This is a genomic window from Candidatus Cloacimonadota bacterium, from assembly GCA_016932035.1.
Lineage (GTDB): Bacteria > Cloacimonadota > Cloacimonadia > JGIOTU-2 > JGIOTU-2 > Celaenobacter.
The window spans coordinates 22,205-39,408 of record JAFGDR010000023.1; the positions used below are offsets into that span (position 1 = coordinate 22,205).

Annotated in this window: 15 protein-coding genes and 4 tRNA genes; 7 read left to right on the plus strand and 12 right to left on the minus strand. The window is 36.5% G+C overall.

The genetic code is table 11. The features are described 5' to 3' along the window. The first annotated feature begins 27 nt into the window (after positions 1-27). Entirely contained in the window at positions 28-1,134 is a 1,107-nt protein-coding gene (dprA, locus tag JW794_03455; GenBank protein MBN2017179.1) for a DNA-processing protein DprA, read from the plus strand. 54 nt (positions 1,135-1,188) lie between these two features. Here the strand turns inward: dprA and JW794_03460 are convergent, their stop codons facing one another. Beyond that, a complete protein-coding gene (locus JW794_03460) occupies positions 1,189-1,458 on the minus strand; it encodes a co-chaperone GroES (GenBank protein MBN2017180.1) in 270 nt (89 codons plus the stop codon). 231 nt (positions 1,459-1,689) lie between these two features. On the opposite strand from JW794_03460, the gene JW794_03465 reads away from it, so the two are divergent. Next, positions 1,690-2,370 carry a hypothetical protein gene (locus JW794_03465; protein ID MBN2017181.1) on the plus strand — a complete coding sequence of 227 codons (681 nt, stop codon included), beginning with the start codon at positions 1,690-1,692 and terminating at the stop codon, positions 2,368-2,370. Between the two features lie 1,068 nt (positions 2,371-3,438). Continuing rightward, positions 3,439-3,837, plus strand: coding sequence for a T9SS type A sorting domain-containing protein (locus JW794_03470; protein MBN2017182.1), 399 nt, complete (start codon positions 3,439-3,441; stop codon positions 3,835-3,837). Between the two features lie 56 nt (positions 3,838-3,893). Here JW794_03470 and JW794_03475 read toward each other — a convergent pair whose 3' ends face one another. From JW794_03475 to JW794_03525, 11 genes are all read right to left on the minus strand, one after another. Further along, on the minus strand, positions 3,894-6,695 hold the full coding sequence (locus JW794_03475; GenBank protein ID MBN2017183.1) for a right-handed parallel beta-helix repeat-containing protein: 2,802 nt from the start codon (positions 6,693-6,695) through the stop codon (positions 3,894-3,896). A 207-nt stretch (positions 6,696-6,902) separates the two neighbouring features. Beyond that, positions 6,903-7,274: a hypothetical protein gene (locus tag JW794_03480; protein MBN2017184.1), complete on the minus strand. Its 372-nt coding sequence runs from the start codon at positions 7,272-7,274 to the stop codon at positions 6,903-6,905. A gap of 129 nt (positions 7,275-7,403) precedes the next feature. Beyond that, positions 7,404-8,531: a LysM peptidoglycan-binding domain-containing protein gene (locus tag JW794_03485; protein MBN2017185.1), complete on the minus strand. Its 1,128-nt coding sequence runs from the start codon at positions 8,529-8,531 to the stop codon at positions 7,404-7,406. Beyond that, on the minus strand, positions 8,506-8,778 hold the full coding sequence (locus JW794_03490) for an acylphosphatase (protein ID MBN2017186.1): 273 nt from the start codon (positions 8,776-8,778) through the stop codon (positions 8,506-8,508). Before JW794_03490 ends, JW794_03485 begins: the two co-directional genes overlap by 26 nt. Before the next feature lies 1 nt (position 8,779). Next, a complete protein-coding gene (locus tag JW794_03495) occupies positions 8,780-11,683 on the minus strand; it encodes a glutamate mutase L (protein ID MBN2017187.1) in 2,904 nt (967 codons plus the stop codon). Positions 11,684-11,722: 39 nt separating this feature from the next. Beyond that, on the minus strand, positions 11,723-12,712 hold the full coding sequence (locus tag JW794_03500) for a carbohydrate ABC transporter permease (protein MBN2017188.1): 990 nt from the start codon (positions 12,710-12,712) through the stop codon (positions 11,723-11,725). After that, complete coding sequence (locus JW794_03505; protein ID MBN2017189.1) at positions 12,712-13,653, minus strand: sugar ABC transporter permease; 942 nt, start codon at positions 13,651-13,653, stop codon at positions 12,712-12,714. The genes JW794_03500 and JW794_03505 overlap by 1 nt, the downstream gene beginning before the upstream one ends. A gap of 18 nt (positions 13,654-13,671) precedes the next feature. After that, positions 13,672-13,745, minus strand: a tRNA-Gln gene (locus JW794_03510). A gap of 10 nt (positions 13,746-13,755) precedes the next feature. Beyond that, a tRNA-Gln gene (locus JW794_03515) sits at positions 13,756-13,830 on the minus strand. Positions 13,831-13,842: 12 nt separating this feature from the next. Next, positions 13,843-13,935, minus strand: a tRNA-Ser gene (locus tag JW794_03520). A 13-nt stretch (positions 13,936-13,948) separates the two neighbouring features. After that, positions 13,949-14,034: transfer RNA gene (locus JW794_03525), tRNA-Ser, on the minus strand. A 135-nt stretch (positions 14,035-14,169) separates the two neighbouring features. On the opposite strand from JW794_03525, the gene JW794_03530 reads away from it, so the two are divergent. From JW794_03530 to rpsT, 4 genes are all read left to right on the plus strand, one after another. Further along, complete coding sequence (locus JW794_03530) at positions 14,170-15,009, plus strand: NAD(+)/NADH kinase (protein ID MBN2017190.1); 840 nt, start codon at positions 14,170-14,172, stop codon at positions 15,007-15,009. Next, the gene (locus tag JW794_03535; GenBank protein MBN2017191.1) at positions 15,009-15,632 is read left to right on the plus strand and encodes a CDP-alcohol phosphatidyltransferase family protein; all 624 of its coding nucleotides are present in this window, start codon (positions 15,009-15,011) and stop codon (positions 15,630-15,632) included. The genes JW794_03530 and JW794_03535 overlap by 1 nt, the downstream gene beginning before the upstream one ends. Further along, the gene (locus JW794_03540) at positions 15,632-16,600 is read left to right on the plus strand and encodes a hypothetical protein (GenBank protein MBN2017192.1); all 969 of its coding nucleotides are present in this window, start codon (positions 15,632-15,634) and stop codon (positions 16,598-16,600) included. Before JW794_03535 ends, JW794_03540 begins: the two co-directional genes overlap by 1 nt. A 317-nt stretch (positions 16,601-16,917) precedes the next feature. Further along, entirely contained in the window at positions 16,918-17,178 is a 261-nt protein-coding gene (gene rpsT, locus JW794_03545) for a 30S ribosomal protein S20 (protein ID MBN2017193.1), read from the plus strand. Positions 17,179-17,204 lie beyond the last annotated feature (26 nt).

Consider the following 17,204-nt stretch of genomic DNA (forward strand, 5'->3'; position numbering starts at 1 on the left):
TATGTATTTGTATGAATGGAGTAATTGATGGAAAAATCTGAATACTATGACTGGCTACGTATAGTTACCGTAAAAGGACTCGGCTCAGAAACAATACAAAAACTTCTTACAAAATATCATAATCCCGGCAAAATTTTCAAAACATCAAAGGACGAGTTAATAGAAATATCTTATATTCCCCAGAAGGTAGTTGAGAATATTATCCATTTCGACCAACAAGAATTTGTGGAACGTCAATCTCAACTACTCGAAAAACATAATGTACATCTTATCTCTATCCTTGATGATGAATATCCTCGATTGCTGAAATACATATACAATCCACCGATATTGCTCTATATAAAAGGTCAACTGCTGCCCGAAGACGAACTTGCTTTCGCGGTCGTAGGAACACGAAAGCCAACACAATATGGTAAGATAGCTGTAAGAAAAATAGTACCGAAACTTACACTGTCAGGTTTTACGATAGTAAGCGGTCTCGCATACGGTATTGATGCTGCAGCTCATGAAGAAGCTTTACAAACAGGTGGAAGGACAATTGCTGTTTTTGGAACAGGACTGGACATAATATATCCTACAGCTAACAGAAAACTTGCTGATAGAGTGTTAGCAAATGGAGCATTAATATCAGAGATTCCTCTTGGAGAGAAAATTGAAGCATGGAATTTCGCAAATAGAAATCGTATAATCAGCGGGATGAGTAAAGGCACTTTAGTTGTGGAGGGTGCTAAAACGAGTGGTGCATTATTAACTGCAAAATATGCATTAGAACAGAATCGGGATGTGTATGCAATACCTGGAAATATTAACTCACCTCAGAGCGAAGGTCCTAATTATCTCATAAAGATAGGTGCAAAAATAGTCAGTTGCTCAGAGGATATTCTCGAAGAATATCAACTGACATTACAATTAACAAGCGACTCAAAACAGAAAGTCGAGAAACCAAAAGTAAAACTTTCTGATGAAGAAGATCAAATTTACAAACTTCTCATAAAGAATGAGAAAAATCTTAGTTTAGATCGAATGGTGGAACTCACAGGAGAGAATCCCTCAAAGCTATCGAGTATCCTGCTTCAAATGGAATTCAAAGGGCTGATAAAACGAGGTGCTCAGAATCGTTACTGGCTTGTCTAAAAAAAAGACCTTTGAGGTATGTAACCACAAAGGTCTTGGTTAATAATTACTAACTTATTCGATAATTCCTAAGATATCGGAACGTTGCACGATGAGATATTTTTTACCTTCAAGTTCGATCTCAGTGCCACCATATTTTGCATAAACAACCTTATCACCCTTTTTCACGAGTTTCTGCAGGTCTTCATCATTTCCAACTGCAATGATCTTGCCGATCTGTGGTTTTTCTTTTGCTGTGTCTGGGATGATAATGTTACCGATTTTCTTTTCTTCCGATTCAATTGTCTCAAGAAGAACGCGATCATCAATAGGTTTAATTTTCATTATACCTCCGTTATGATTTTTCATTTTGATTTATAGAAAAATGTATGGTGCAACAGAAGATGCGTCAAGAATTTTTTTATGATAATATAAAAAATTAGCAATGAGCTGAAAAGTTTGCTAAATTCCAGTTTTTCAAATGCAAAAATATTTCTAAAATTCAAAACTCCTGAAAATGTATGCTTAATACTTGACCAATAATTTATCTTTTGATGAAGAAATCAAAAGGTTTATATGATTAGAAAACTCATTTTAATTGGATATTTGTTTCTTTCTTTTGGAAGTACTCTCGCGAGTTCTTCATTAAAAGAGGTGTATGAAGTTGCTCCTGCATATGATGATTATGATAAATACATGGTATTGGAAACAGGTGTTACATACACGGGCGGCTTGCTGATCGGAAAGATATTCGATCCCATAACTGCTGAACTTTCTGATGAGATCGGGATGGATGTAAGGATCGTTGGGAACGGTGCAATACTTAATCTTCAGGGCGAAGAGATCTGCATTTCATATTGCACGAATAAACTCGATATAGACAATTGTATCATCATCAATGGAAATATACGGTATCGCGGCATCAATCTTCCTCCTGACGAGATATATCCTTCAGGATATGTAAAATACTGTACATTTTTTAAACCTCAAGATTATGGAATACGATTACAAGGAGCTGGTGGAAATATCACTATAGCGAGAAACCTGATTGTCGACGCAGTAGATACAGGTTGGGATTTTCATTATCTGCATGGTACCTCACTTGAATATTTACCAACTGGAGCAAATGTCTGCATCAGTGTCTTTTATTCAACCTATGGAGTTCCTGTTCTGCTGAATAACTGGTCGTTTCATTCCGATCCTGTTGTAAATGCGGACTTGACCAAACATTTTGTCGCACTTTGCGAGTATGGCTGAACCGTTCCGCAGGTGGTCAGTTGGGCTGCATCAAGTAATATAATTGGTATCGATCCTCAACTTATTGATCCGGAGAATGGAGATTATCGAGTGATACCCGGTTCTCCAGCAGAAGGATATGGTTGCCAAATATTTTCAGACGAGAGAATCAATTTTTATGACGATTCAAAAAAAGCATCCTTAACTTACGAAAAGTATAACAAGAGAAATTCCATAGAAGTATCTGGAATCATTAATGAGCATACATTCTGGCAGGCAGATACGATAAAAGTAATAGGAGATATCAAAATTGCAGACCAAACGATTCTCACAATAGCACCTTCAACGAGGATCGAATTCCAGGATTTTTATTCTATCGATTGCAAAGGAAGTATAGAGGCAATAGGGAAAGCTGACGGAAGAATAATTTTTACATCTGCTCATCCGGAGTACTTTATACCTGATTCATCAACGACTGGAGCCTGGAATTGTATCAGGTTTCATAATACTTCTCCGTTAAATGATAGATCATTCTTCGCATATTGTGATTTCGAATATTCAAAAGCTTTTGACGATTCAGTAAAAGGTGGTGTGTTTTCATTATATAACTATTCTAATTTACTCGTTGAAAATTGCTCCTTTACTCAAAATTGTGCAGACTATGGATCGGTATTAGGTGTGGATTATCAATCATCTCCTTGGATAATTGGCTGCATTTTTGACAAAAATTATGCTTTTATTGGCGGTTCACCAATCTATAGTGCCTATTCTTTTCCGAGATTGTTCAATAATACAATCGTTGATAACTATGTACTAAATAATGATATAAATTACCGAACAGGTGCAGTGCAGTCATTCATTTCAAAACCTCGAATCATAAATAACATTATATGGGATAATGCTACTCAGTACATTGTCCAAGGTCAAATAACTGAATGTAAAGATTTCTATACATCATATAATATCATAGAATACGGTCATGGGGGAGAAGGCAACATCGATGACAATCCTCTTTTTGACTATTATGCTGAATATCCCTATTCACTTTCTCATAACTCACCGTGTATAAATACAGGAACACTTGATACGATGAATCTTTATCTTCCTTTATTAGATTTTACAGGTAATGATAGAATCTATGGCGGTAGGATCGATATGGGAGCGTTGGAATGGCAGGGATATGCTGTTGAAGATGAAATGCAGATCAAATCGATCATCACTGCGTATCCCAATCCTTTCTCGACCTCGACGACAATATCATATGCACCCGCGAATTTGCGCGAATCAACACGAATTAAAATTTACAACATAAAGGGGCAGCTTGTGCGCACTCTCAATGTTTCCTCGTTCCCGAACCCCACTTTGGGAATGTGTGAAGTAGTTTGGGATGGGACTGATGAGGATGGGATAGATTTACAAAGCGGTGTATATTTGTACAGATTAGGTGAAAGCAATCATATAACAGGAAAGGTTATCAAGACACGTTAGATAGAAAAAATGCCCTAAATAATAGGGCATTATATTATCATCAAATTATATAAATTCTATTCCAATCTATTACCAGACAGATCTCTCCAGAAAAGTATCAGATCCAGATCATCATCAATAGCAATAATCCGATAATAGGATTCTGTATATGTTTGGGCTGCGTTTACATGAGTAAATGAATTTGTAGCAGAGGATCCAAGATATGTAAATCCTGTATAGGGATCAGTTGAATGTTGAATAGTATAATTGTCAGATCCAGGAGTTATTTCCCAACCTAAATCAAAATCATTACCATTTTTTGAAAGAGTAACCCATGCGGGAGGTCGTGGTCCTGCTGAAGGATCTACATAAAAACTTCGTACGCTGGAATACGTACTCAATCCGTAAGAATCTGTTGCTTTGACTGTCCAATAGAATAGATTTCCTGGCTGACAGAATGGAGTATATACACCAGTTTCAGTAGTTACAGCAGAATCAGGATCGGAAAATGCTGCAGTTACATCGAGATATACTGTATAATAAATGCTATCACCCGGATCGGGATCTGTTGCTGCATTCCAGGTTAGCATAACTGATGTTTCGTAGACTGTTGCGTCGTTTAGCGGAGAAATCAATGTGAAGTCATTTGGAGGATCAATTACAAAAACATCAAAATACCAGTCCTGTTGATTGGAATTGGTTTCCAGTCCAATAAGGTCATAAGCTGTAACCTTCCACCAGTACCTCGTATCATCCTCAATTTCCTCATCACTTAAAAGGAAATGACTGGTTTCAATGTCATTAATTGTATCCTTGCTTGAAGTATTATACTTGGCTGATGTGCTTAATTCAAGACGATATTTTACTGTATCATTTGGTGTGGGATCTATAGAAACTTCCCAATCAAGAACTGAATCAAATGACCAGAGTGTATCACCTTTTGCAGGAGAGAGCAGATCAAATAAAGAGGGTGCTTCTGATAGGGGGGTAGTAAGATAATTTCCATAATCTACATAATCACTAACTGTATCCCCAAGTCCACCAGGATTTGTCGTTGCATTATAGGGACCTGTTGGGTCACCCCACCAGTTATAGGTTGCATCTACAGTCACAGAACTTGTTGTGTTTTGTACACCACAGATAGTATTATTAATAATTGAATTTGCATTTCCTGTGTCACCCCCGATAAGAGGATCAGCGGAAGTTGAGCAATATATTCCAATATCATTATTATTAATTGAATTTTTATAAACATTTGGAGCAGCAAGACTGCCATAAACTTTTATTCCATAATCTTGAGCATTAGTAATAACACATTGTTTTATCAAAGGTGAGGAATTAGTACATAAGACATTTGTAGCAGCATACTCGATTGTACATTTATCAAGTTCACATAAACCAGGATTAATGAATCTGTTGAATATTAATCCAGTCCAATCACCGGGTGTTTCGGTTTTACCGGTAAATGTAACACCGCTAGCTTCAAGTGATCCAAGATATGAGCCATTTGTAGTATTACCAATTGTCATATTATTTCCAGAGCCAAACAATAAAGTAATTCCGGAATTCATTATTAAATGTGGATTAGTATCATTCCAGACATCAATGTCTCCATAAACATCATAAGGAATTCCCTGGTTTATCCATTCTGTGTCATAATTTATTTTATCACCAGATACATAGATTTGATCAGGATTATTTCCAGAATAAACATTATTCTCTTTCAGACAGGCTAAGTCGGAAGCATATACTTTTATAGGATGTTCAGTATTATTGTAAAATCTGCAATTTATTACTTCGGGTAAGGGATCACCCTCAGTAATATCATTAATCCTTAAACCGAACCCATCGTTATTCTGGAAAGTAACATGATGTAAAGTGGGAGCTGATTGAGTTATGATAATTCCTGCATTATAAGTATCAGCATAACCGCCATATTCAACAATACAGTCTGTTAAGCTACAGTTTGCATCATCACAAAAATTAGCAAAAAATATCCCCCTATGAATAACGCCAACATCTGATCGAGTAAAGGTTACGCCTTCCGCTGTTAATGATCCTTGATATGAAGCGTTGGTAGTATTCCCGACTTGAATGTAATCTCCATCTTGTAATTGTATAGTGCAACCTGACATAATTTGTAGATGAGGATTTGTGGTCCCATGAATGAGGAAGGAATCAGTTATTAAATATGGAATTCCATGATCATTCCAGGTTTGTGATTCATCCAATACTCCGTTTCTCACTTCGATAACATCAGATCCATTTCCGGTAAGATTATTATTTGGTCCGATTGATCCTGCGTCATTTGCATAGATCGATATGGGATATTCTGTATTCCCGGAGATTGTATTACCAGAAATAGTTGGTCGACTACCATTATCTATATACAATCCGTCTCCTTGTCCATCTAAAATCTGACAACCTGTTATAGTTTGTTGAGAGAAAGTTTCATGAGTAGTTATAAAAACAGACCTACTAGAATAACCGTAACCTGCGTTCTTAATAGTACAGCCGGATAATACTCCACCATTTGTATAATTATTAAAAATCAATCCATTCCAGTAACCGGTGGTGTCCACAGATCCGATAAATTCAACACCGGTTGCATTAAGGGTTCCCCAATAAGATGCATTTGAAACGTTACCAATTGTGAAATCTTTATTGGCTGCAAATTTGAGTACAGTACCATATCCGATATTTAAAGTAACACCCCCTTCAGTAAATAAGTTTAGATCACCAGTAATATAATACGGAATTCCCTGGTTTATCCAAATCTGATCATCTGATATTGATTCTCCATAAACAAAAATCTCATTTGTCCCATTCCCGGAAAAAGTGTTTCCTGTTCCAAGTGCAGAAATATCATTAGCATACATTTGAATAGGATAATCAGTGTTTCCGTTAAACGAACAATTAGTAATATCGGGTCGAATTGAATTATCAGATAGGTTTGTGAAAATTATACCGGCCCCAAAATTATTTTGAAAGGTAACATTGTCAGTTGTAACTGCTGTATCATGAATGTATAAACCACAGTGATTTGATGCTGCACCACCATATTCAATTGTAGCATATTCGAGTTGTCAATTTGCATCTATACAACAATTTCTGAATTCGATGTAGTCCCAGTCACCCGGAGCAGGTGCTGCAGCATTTGAAGTGAAAGTTATCAGACTGTCTTCTGTTCCCACTGCAATCAAACCTCCTGCATAACTGGGATTTGATGCATTCCCAATAATCATAGTTTTTCCCGGATCAAATTTTACGATCACACCAGGTTTTAAAGTTAAAGTTGGAAGTGAAATAGAACTTATTGTAATGTCACCAGTGCAGATATGAGGATTATCATCAGCATACCAGGTTTCATCAGTTGAAATCGTGCCCGAATGATAGGTTTGTGAATAACAATAATAACAGATAAAAAGAAACAAAATAATAATAACAATTTTTTTCATTTTTTTCTCCTTTTAAAGTTCATAATAAATGACTTATATTACACTTCAGAAAATATTTACTTAAAAAGTCAATTATTTTTATTGAAATAAATTCTCAAAAATTATTGAGATAAACGTGTAATTTTTTCATTAAGGCAAAAACTGCAACGGATCGTAGGCCCGTCCATCCAGCCGAACCTCGAAATGAACATGCGCACCTGTTGCATTGCCGGTCATTCCAACCTTTGCAATGATTTCCCCTTTTTTAACCTTATCACCCTTACTAACAAGATTTTCCTGATTATGTGCATACACCGTCATAATGCTGTTATCATGCTTGAGAATGATGACATTTCCATAGCCGCGTTGTTTTCCCGAATAAGCTACTTCACCATCTAACACTGCTTTTAATGGAGTGCCTTCAGGGCATGCGATATCCAAACCTTTATGTGGTTTCCCGTCACGAGTGCCGAAGCCAGATGTGATCTGCCCTGTACAAGGCCATATGATACCGTATTTCTGGAATTCAGATTTCTTTATTACCGGTTTAGGAATCGTATATTTTGAATTATCATCCTTGGATTGTGGGGCAAGATAGAGCTTCTGTCCTACAAAAATATTATCAGAACTCAAGCTGTTGTAGTTCTTTAATTCATATATTGACAAGCTGTAGGTTGATGCAATTCTATAAAGTGTCTCACCCTTTTTAACAACATGATATTTTGGTTTCTTGGTCTGTGTGGTTTGAACCTTGGGTGTTTCGATCTTTTCTTGAGTTGGTTGAGGTTTGTCTATTTTTTTCGGCTCATATTGCTTTATAGGTGTGGTAACAGTTGTGGTTTGAATTGTTGTACCATTTAAAAGTAATTTTTCCCCGGCTTTAATCGTATAGGATGAAAGTTGGTTCCATTCCATCAATTGTTCGATAGGAATGGAATACATCTTAGAGATCCTATAAAGTGTCTCACCTTTTTGAATAACATGATAACCGGATGAAGGAATGTCCTTTTTTGTAACATAATACTGTTGTGGGTGCTCTTTACTATATAAATATATTTTTTGTCCAATGAGAATTTTATCTGATGGAAGATTATTTATCCTTTTAAGAGCATCTACAGTTGTTTCGTACTTCTTAGCTATTGAGTATAGGGTATCTCCTTTTTTTACAACATGATAATCATCGGATTCAGTAATATATGTTGGATTTGGAGAAAATCCAAGCAATAGAAGGCATAAAAAAAGAATAATAAGTTTAGTATACAATTTCGAATGAATCATATTCAGTTTGTTCCGGGTCTTCTTCAATGATGATGTTGTCAACGCGTGCTGAAGGAGGTCCTAATTTGATTTTATCAATAAAGGGTTCCAGGTTTTCGGCATCGCCCTGGACCTTGATTTCAACTTCTCCGTTATAAAGATTTTTTACATATCCATACAGATTATACTGACGTGCATTATAGGTTGTAAAATATCGAAATGCAACACCCTGTACAATGCCTTTTATGATGATATGTAGTTTTTTCATTTTAATCAAATACAATTATTTTTGGTCTTACTACTCCAGCGCGAATCTGGGTATGACCATTCATATATATTTTTCTATGATGATGTTCTCTGAAGAAGTCTTCAAAGACGGCATTCATTCTGAAATCACCGAAACCTTCTGTCAATATTATCGGGAACGGTATAACCTCATTTCCCGTGAGTGCAACACCGATCTCTTCTCCGATGAATGAAACGAGGTCTTTATTATCGATGGACGGAGCGATAACACCCCCAACATCACTTTCTGCACACAATTTGAGAAATTCATAATCGATTTTATCGAAGCAAATAAGAATGGTATTTTTACATTTATCTTTTTCGAGAACCGGTTTTGATAGGATCATCATATTGCTTGTTCTTTCGCGACCGAATCCGATAATCCCGTTGAGAATACTTCCGTTATACTGTATCATAACTGATACATTATCCTCAACATCGATAACATCTCCGCTCACATGAGCCAACAGTTTGTATGGTTCATTTTTATACTGAATCGTAACAGTTCCATTTTCTATATCAATATCAGTTATGACACCAGTCGTCGGTGATGGTATCACATGACTGAAATCTTTCTCAAGTCTTGCTGCAAGCGGTTCATAGGTTTCGATAAAATCTCCTTCATGCTTTTTTAGGTAACCTTTGATATGTTTTGGATTGATTTTCAGTTCTTTCGCCACATTTACTTTATAAGGTTTGGTCGAATAATCCTGGATTTCGCGTAGAATGATCGTGCCAGTTTCGAAATTGATATGTTCAATCGTACCTCTTACAGGTGTCCTGTACGTGCTGCTCTTACCAGAAAAAGCTGATATAACTCCACGATCTGCAATATCGAGAATCTTCTGATTGAATTTTACCGACTCTCCCTCTTTAATGCAAATACTTTTCTCCATGAGTCCGGGTGTGAGGTCAAGATAATCAAGTGTAAACAGAGAGAGCACATAGATCTTTGGCGGGGCATATTTATTCTCACCGATAAGAGTATCATACGTAACCGGATCACCCTTGCGAACAAATAGTTCACCTTCATATGGTAGTTCCCGTTTGATTGTGAATGTGCCATTTTCAATTGATTTATGTTCAAAAAATGATGAGAAACATTCTTCGATTTTTTTATTGGATGTGTCTTCTTTGAATAAATCAAGCTCTTTATTATATTGCTCAAAGAAAGTATTTTCTTTGAAACGGGTATCGATCAAGAGGGGGAGTTCAGTATCCAATTCAAATTCATGATCGTTATTGCCTAAAGAAAAGCCTTTCTCGAGTTTGATTGAGATATTGCGAGATTCTTTCTGATCATTCGGAATATATTTCATTTCATCTGAAAGAATAGAATACGTTTTATCTTGTATGCTAATATCCATTACTTTTCGATTTGGTTTCATCTGTTTATAAATCGGATGAATACATAGACCGATTTTTTGAAAACACTCTTTATGTATAAGTTCACATGCAATTTCTCGATCTATTTCACTGAGTTTTCCGAGATGAGGTGAAATGAAATGATTATCCCGCCAGACCTCTGTAATTCCGGAAGGTTTCAGTCCATCACAGATGGTCAATAGAGATTGTTTTTCGGATGGTGCATTTGAAAGTACGCCACCAGCACCGATCATTATGCCAATATCTTTCATATGAAAGGAACGCTTCGACTCAAGCTTTTCAACATAGAAGCATTCAAGGAATTTGTCGAGGTCCATGTGTTTTAAGCGATCAAGAATCCCAATATTTTGAGTATTAAAATGCATCTTCATATGCTGGTCTTTGGACAGGCGGATCGCTTCACGTGCAACTGCATGTTCGATTGCAATCTGAATATCATCATCAGGCACATAAAGAGGATAGAGCATTTTATTCGAAATATAATTTCTTAAGTAATTTTCATTAATACTATCGGGTAGCCACTTCTGCACATTATCGAATCCTGCATCTTTCATTACATTCGATATACTGTAACTCATTCCATAATTTGCGCTTACAGTTCGGTGATAATTTCCCAGTATATTTGAAAAAACGTCAGTCGTTGCGCCACCAATATCAACTGAAATTACATTCTTTCCTAATTCTTCACTGACAATTTTCAGCGTATTGATAACTCCAGATGGTGTTGGAATGATATCACCTGCAACGACTTTTTTCAAATCACCATATCCGGGCGCTTGTTCCATCACATTATCCATGAAGAGCTGGTGTATCTTTTCCTGGGCTGGTGGAAGATTTTCATCTTGGAGAGTTGGACGAAGATTTGGTACAATATAAAGTTCAAACTTCTCTGAAAAAAGCGATTGAATAAAGGATTGTGCATCTTTATTGCCGGCATAAACAAGCGGGATTTTTGTCTTATCTCCAAATTTTGGTTTAGGATGAGCGAGTGAAAGGAGTTCACCCATTCGTACAATACTGCTTATATTCCCACCATCAGTTCCACCCGAAAAGAGGATGATATCCGGTCGCAGCAAACGGATGAGCTGCATTTGCTCAACAGCAGTTCTGTTATCGTTAATAGCAAAGGTGTCGAGTATAACACCTCCGGAACCATACGCAGCTCGTTTGGCGCTGCTAGCTGAATCGAATAATGTCAGACCGAACACAAGAATCTGCAGTCCACCTCCGGCACTACTCGTCGTCAGATAAAGTGTATCTTCAGAAAAATGAAGGCTTTGTGAAGAAGCATTCTTGTGTAGAAGCGATATATGGTTCTCCTCCTCGATCTGTTTTATAGCTTTAAAGATTCCTATCTTAACATCTTCCTGTGGACTCTCTACTGTTGTACCAACATTTTTAAGAGCAGTAAGTGTATATAATGAGTTATTCTTTTGGAAAAGGACAGCTTTTGTTGTTGTACTGCCAATGTCTGTAATAAGTAAATTTTTTTCTAATTCCATGTTTTGATTTTTATGAAGGGGTGAAATGCTGTAAAGTTTTTAGCCTTTCAAACCGCTGGTAACAAAACTTGAAATGATTTGTCTCTGGGCAAAAAGGAAGAGAATGAGAAGAGGTGCAATCGAGAATGTTGATGCAGCCATAAGAAGTGAAGTGCTTGAAGACGCTTCCTGAGCAAAGTAGGAAAGACCCACCTGGAGTACTCTCAGATTATCGCTGCTGGTCATAACCAATGGCCACATGAAGCTGTTCCAGCTGCCGATCAAGGAAAAGATAGCTGTTGTTGCGAGAATTGGTTTTGAAATCGGCAAGACGACTCTCCACAAAATACCAAATTGTGAACACCCATCAATGACTGCTGCGTCGAAAAGATCTTGGGGAATTGTCTTGAATTGCTGCCTGAGCAGGAAAATGCTGAATATATTTGCGATCCAAGGAACGATCAGAGCTTGGTAAGTGTTTATCCAATCGAGTTTTGTTAGAAGAAAATATGATGGTATAAGGTATATCGGTTGAGGAACCATCATCATGCTGATGAAAAGATAAAATATGAAGTCTCGTCCCTTAAACCTCATCCGTGCAAAAGCATAAGCAGCTAATGAGGATGTTATCAATACTCCTATCAGGACCGAAAACGAAACGATAAGTGTGTTCAGGAAATATCTGCCGAATGGAACTTTTGTAAATGCTTCGACATAATTATCCCAGTGAAATTTTATTCGTTTGGAAGACTTGATTTCTTCAGATGGAACTTTAACATAGGATTCTCTGAAAGTTTTACCATCTTTATCGTAAATATTAATAACCGTAAGGTTCTCTTCTTTTGCAACGATCTCACAATGCTCTTTCTTGCCATCATGAATATAATAGTTCACGAACTCGATTGGTATAAACCCCACGCTTCCTTTATTAACCGTTGTTTGCGATTTTAAGGATGTAGATACCATCCAGATGAAAGGTACAACCATGATCAGTCCGCAGAGGATGAGCATGAAATATGAGAAACCTTTTCCGAAATATTTTTTCAGCATCAGTACTGCACCTTTTTCTCGAGCTGTTTTTGCAGAAGGGTCAGTGAAAGGATGATAATAAAGAGGACAAGCGCAATTGCGCTGGCATAACTCAAGTTTTGAGATTCCCCAAAACCTGTTTCAAAAATATAATACACGATAACTTTTGTTGTACCGAGTGGTCCTCCTATTGGTGGTCCTGTCATCAAGTACACCTGGGAGAATACCTGGAATGTTGTTATCGTTGTCATTATGAGCACATAAAATGTTGTAGGGGAGATAAGAGGAACAGTTATTTTGAAGAACTGCCTCCATTTGCTTGCACCGTCGATTTCAGCAGCTTCGTAATATACTTCAGGAATGTTTTGAAGTCCAGCAAGATAGATGATCGTATTGTATCCCAAACTTCTCCACACGCTGACAATAATGATCGCGAAAAGTGCAAGTGAAGGTCCTCCGAGTGCTTTTGGAATATCGATGCCCATCGATCCAAAAAGTAGCGTGAATATTCCTCGTGGTTCGGAAAGCCAATCGAGACCGTGAATTCCAAAGAAACTAAGCATATGGTTCATCAATCCACCCTGAGGTGAGAAGATGAGTTTCCATAGGATTGAAATCGCAACGAGAGAAGTGACGGTAGGAATAAAATAGGTTGTTCTGAAGAGACTAGATAGTTTCTTTGTTCTATTCAAAAGATTGGCAAAAAAGAGTGAGAGAATTAATGTTGATGGAACGACAAAAATTACAAGATAAAATGTATTGAGAAGTGATTGCCAGAATCCGGGATCCTGGAAAAGTTTTAAGTAGTTTTGGAATCCTATAAATTGTTCGGGACCATGAATTGTCCATTTAAAGAAGCTGATGATGAATGAGAGTACTATTGGAATGAGACGGAAAGCAAATACTATCAAAAAGGCTGGTAAGATATACCCAAAAGGGAAATAGTTTTTCTTTGTTCTCATCAGCTCCTACATAATAAATGGCTGGGGTGCAGGGATTCGAACCCCAATAGGCAGATCCAGAGTCTGCTGTCTTGCCATTAGACGACACCCCATGGTTATAAATGGCTGGGTCGGGAGGATTCGAACCTCCGGATGCAGGGACCAAAACCCTGTGCCTTTCCACTTGGCGACGACCCACATTTCTATAGATGGCGGAGAGGCAGGGATTCGAACCCTGGGTAAGATGTTACTCCTACACACGCTTAGCAGGCGCGCACCTTAAGCCAACTCGGTCACCTCTCCTAAAAGAACAAAATGGCGGAGGATGAGGGACTCGAACCCCCAAGGGCAGAGCCCGGCGGTTTTCAAGACCGCTGCCTTACCAATTAGGACTAATCCTCCGTTTAGATTTCACATATTCTGTAAATTAGGATGATATAATCCGAAGCACTCTTCTCGCATGTCAACATTTTCAAAAAAAATCCTAAAATTCCATTTTTGTTGACACGACTGCCGCATATCGGCATTTCTCACTCTATGCAAAATATCGGAATATTCTATAATCCAACGTTGTTTAAAAATATTCAAAAACTCCAATCCCATATTGAGTTTCTTGTAAAGAACAGCTTTAATGTTTCACTTTTAGGAAGCCAAAAGCGGGACAGGTTAGAGAATATTTCATATGTTCAAGCATTTACAAAAGATAATATTGATTCACTTATTGTACTTGGAGGAGATGGTACTATTCTTCTCGCTTCAAAGTTGGTTCTGAAAAAGGGAATACCAATACTTGGATTCAATCACGGCAAACTTGGATTTCTGTCTGAATGTGATAAACATGAGTTTGAATTTGTGATCTCAGCATTGAAGAACGATTCATATTCAATCGAAGAAAGAATGGTTTTAGAATATCTTCCCGCACTTGATAGAGCTGAAATTCGATATGCCCTGAATGACTGTGTTCTTTATAAAGGAATATACCCAAAGATGCTTACCTTTGAGGTGTTTGGAAATCAAGAATTCCTCTTTAATATCGAAGCTGATGGGCTTGTTGTCTCGACACCAACTGGTTCAACCGGTTATAATATATCAGCTGGTGGATCGATAGCTTTTCCAAGTACGAATGTATTACTTTTAACACCGATAAATCCTCATAATCAGTTTATCAAACCATTCATCTTATCTGCTGACATGTCCCTTACAATAAATTACATCAAAGGTGATAGCCAGGTCTGTATTGCAATTGATGGTGAAAATGTTGATGCTGTAGATAAAAATATTGAAATATTGATAAAAAAATCTGTATATCAATCAAGATTTATAAAGTTGCCGGACAAGAGTTTTGCAAAAATAGTAAGAGAAAAATTTATCGGTTAATGTACACAAAAAAAGACGGATTCGCTCGAGCAGATTTTGATCCTAAGACAGTACTGTCTGTTCCAAATATTGTAACAATGGTTCGTTTGATCATCTTACCTTTTGTACTCGTCGCTCTTAACAGACAGCAAAACATTCAAGCATTTATTCTAATACTACTAGCCGGTTTTACTGACGTTCTCGATGGATTCCTGGCAAAAATACTTCATCAGGCAACAACTATCGGCAAGATCCTTGATCCGGTAATAGACAAGATATTTACTGTAGCTGTTCTTATTTATCTCTATGTTTATAGAGGTTTCCCAGGATGGGCATTTTATATAATCATAATATTGGAACTCATGATCCTGGTTGGAGGATACTTGCTTATAACGAAACATCATCAAATTCCAAGCTCAAGTTTTTATGGTAAACTTGCTGTTATCATCATCAGTCTTGGAATGTATTTTTATATTATTGATGTTGACAAAATAAATTCATTATCGTTTGTAGGGGTAAATATTAAAGTCATTACAGTTAGCCTAGGAGTTATTTTGTTAGTAATAGCAACTGTTACATATGGATGTATTTCCAAAAAAGAGATTAGAAAACTTAATAAACATATTGGAACGAAGGAGAAATAATGGCATCTTTATATCTATCGAGAAGAATTAAGAATTTTATTATGCTTGGTATAATTATTGTAGCATTTATAATTGCATTTAACAAATCGGATATAATCAATGCTTTTCTTAAACCTTCCGATGTAATGGGGCATGCACCTAAAAAAGCTCAAGAAATGTTCCAGCATTCAAAATATGACACCAAGGTTGAACTTAACTATATAACTCCAGAAATCAAGGATTTGAAAAACGAGATCGATGACTGTATAATCGAAAATGATCTTAATACAATTTACTCGAAAATTTCATCAAATAACTTAACAAAACTTATTGAAATACCACGTGATAAATATAAAAGTATTATTATTTCATTACGTGACCATGAAGAGTTATCCTCGGATGAACTTGTACAATCGGCTGAATCAGCTTCAGCTGAATTTCTTAATCAAAGAATCAAGGATGAAGAAAAGGTAAAAGAGAAAATATTAAATGATCTTTCTCAAGTACGCAGTGTTTATGAAACAGAGAGTCTTCAAGAAAACTTGCAACGGCAGAGCAACATACTCGACTCACTTAGACAGACTCTCGCAGAAAGAAAGCAGCACATGAATAACGTCCTTGCAAAAATCGAAGTTTCTCATTTTGTTTCCAGAACTGATGTAACCGAGAGTGCTTTGAAGACTTTCCTCATAACTTTTGCTGTTTCACTACTCTTTATTTCAATAGGTCTTTTTGTAATATATTTTATACTAATACTTTTTACAAAACTCTTTTCAGTTCTTGGTATTAAAACAACTCATGGTCAACCTTCAAGGTATAGTGGTTATAGTGGATATGGTGGTTATGGTAGATATGGTTCTTCATCATATGGCCATGGTTATGATTACGGCAACCGCAAGAAGATAAAAAGAAAATATATTAGAAAACCAAAGAGTGAAGTTGAGGAACATTTAGAAAAAGATGAGAGTGAAGATAAAGATACGAAATAAAGCTTTTGTTCAATGACTGCCTGGCTTTTATTAATTGTTACTGGACTTATTTTAATGTTTATAGAAATATTAAGTGATCAAGTGATTTTCTTAAGCTTTGGCTCAGCCGCAATTATTACTGGCATGCTTCACATTATATTCTTAAAAAATATCCTTATCTCACTTCTATTTTTTTTTATAATTTCCCTATTAAATCTATTTGTTATGAAGAAGCTCGTTATCAAGATGTTGAGGAGATAAAAATCATCATTGCAAAGGTTGACAAATAAATACATACAGCAATTTTATTGCTCAAATTATATAATTTAGGAGATTGAATGCCAGATCATAAATCTTGTGAAAAAAGATTGCGTTCAGACGAGAAAAAGAAGGAACGTAATCATTATGTTAAAAAAAGCATAAGTACGATCATGAAGAAGATCAAGAAGAGTACTGATAAAAAGGAAATGGAATCATTGTTAGTGCAAGCTTATTCTCTTATTGATAAAGCAGTGAAAAGGGGAGTTATTCATCGCAATAATGCCGATAGAAAAAAATCAAGGTTAAGTAAATTTGTAAAAAACTTTGAAGCAAGCTAAAATCTATTTTGAATAAAAACAGATTA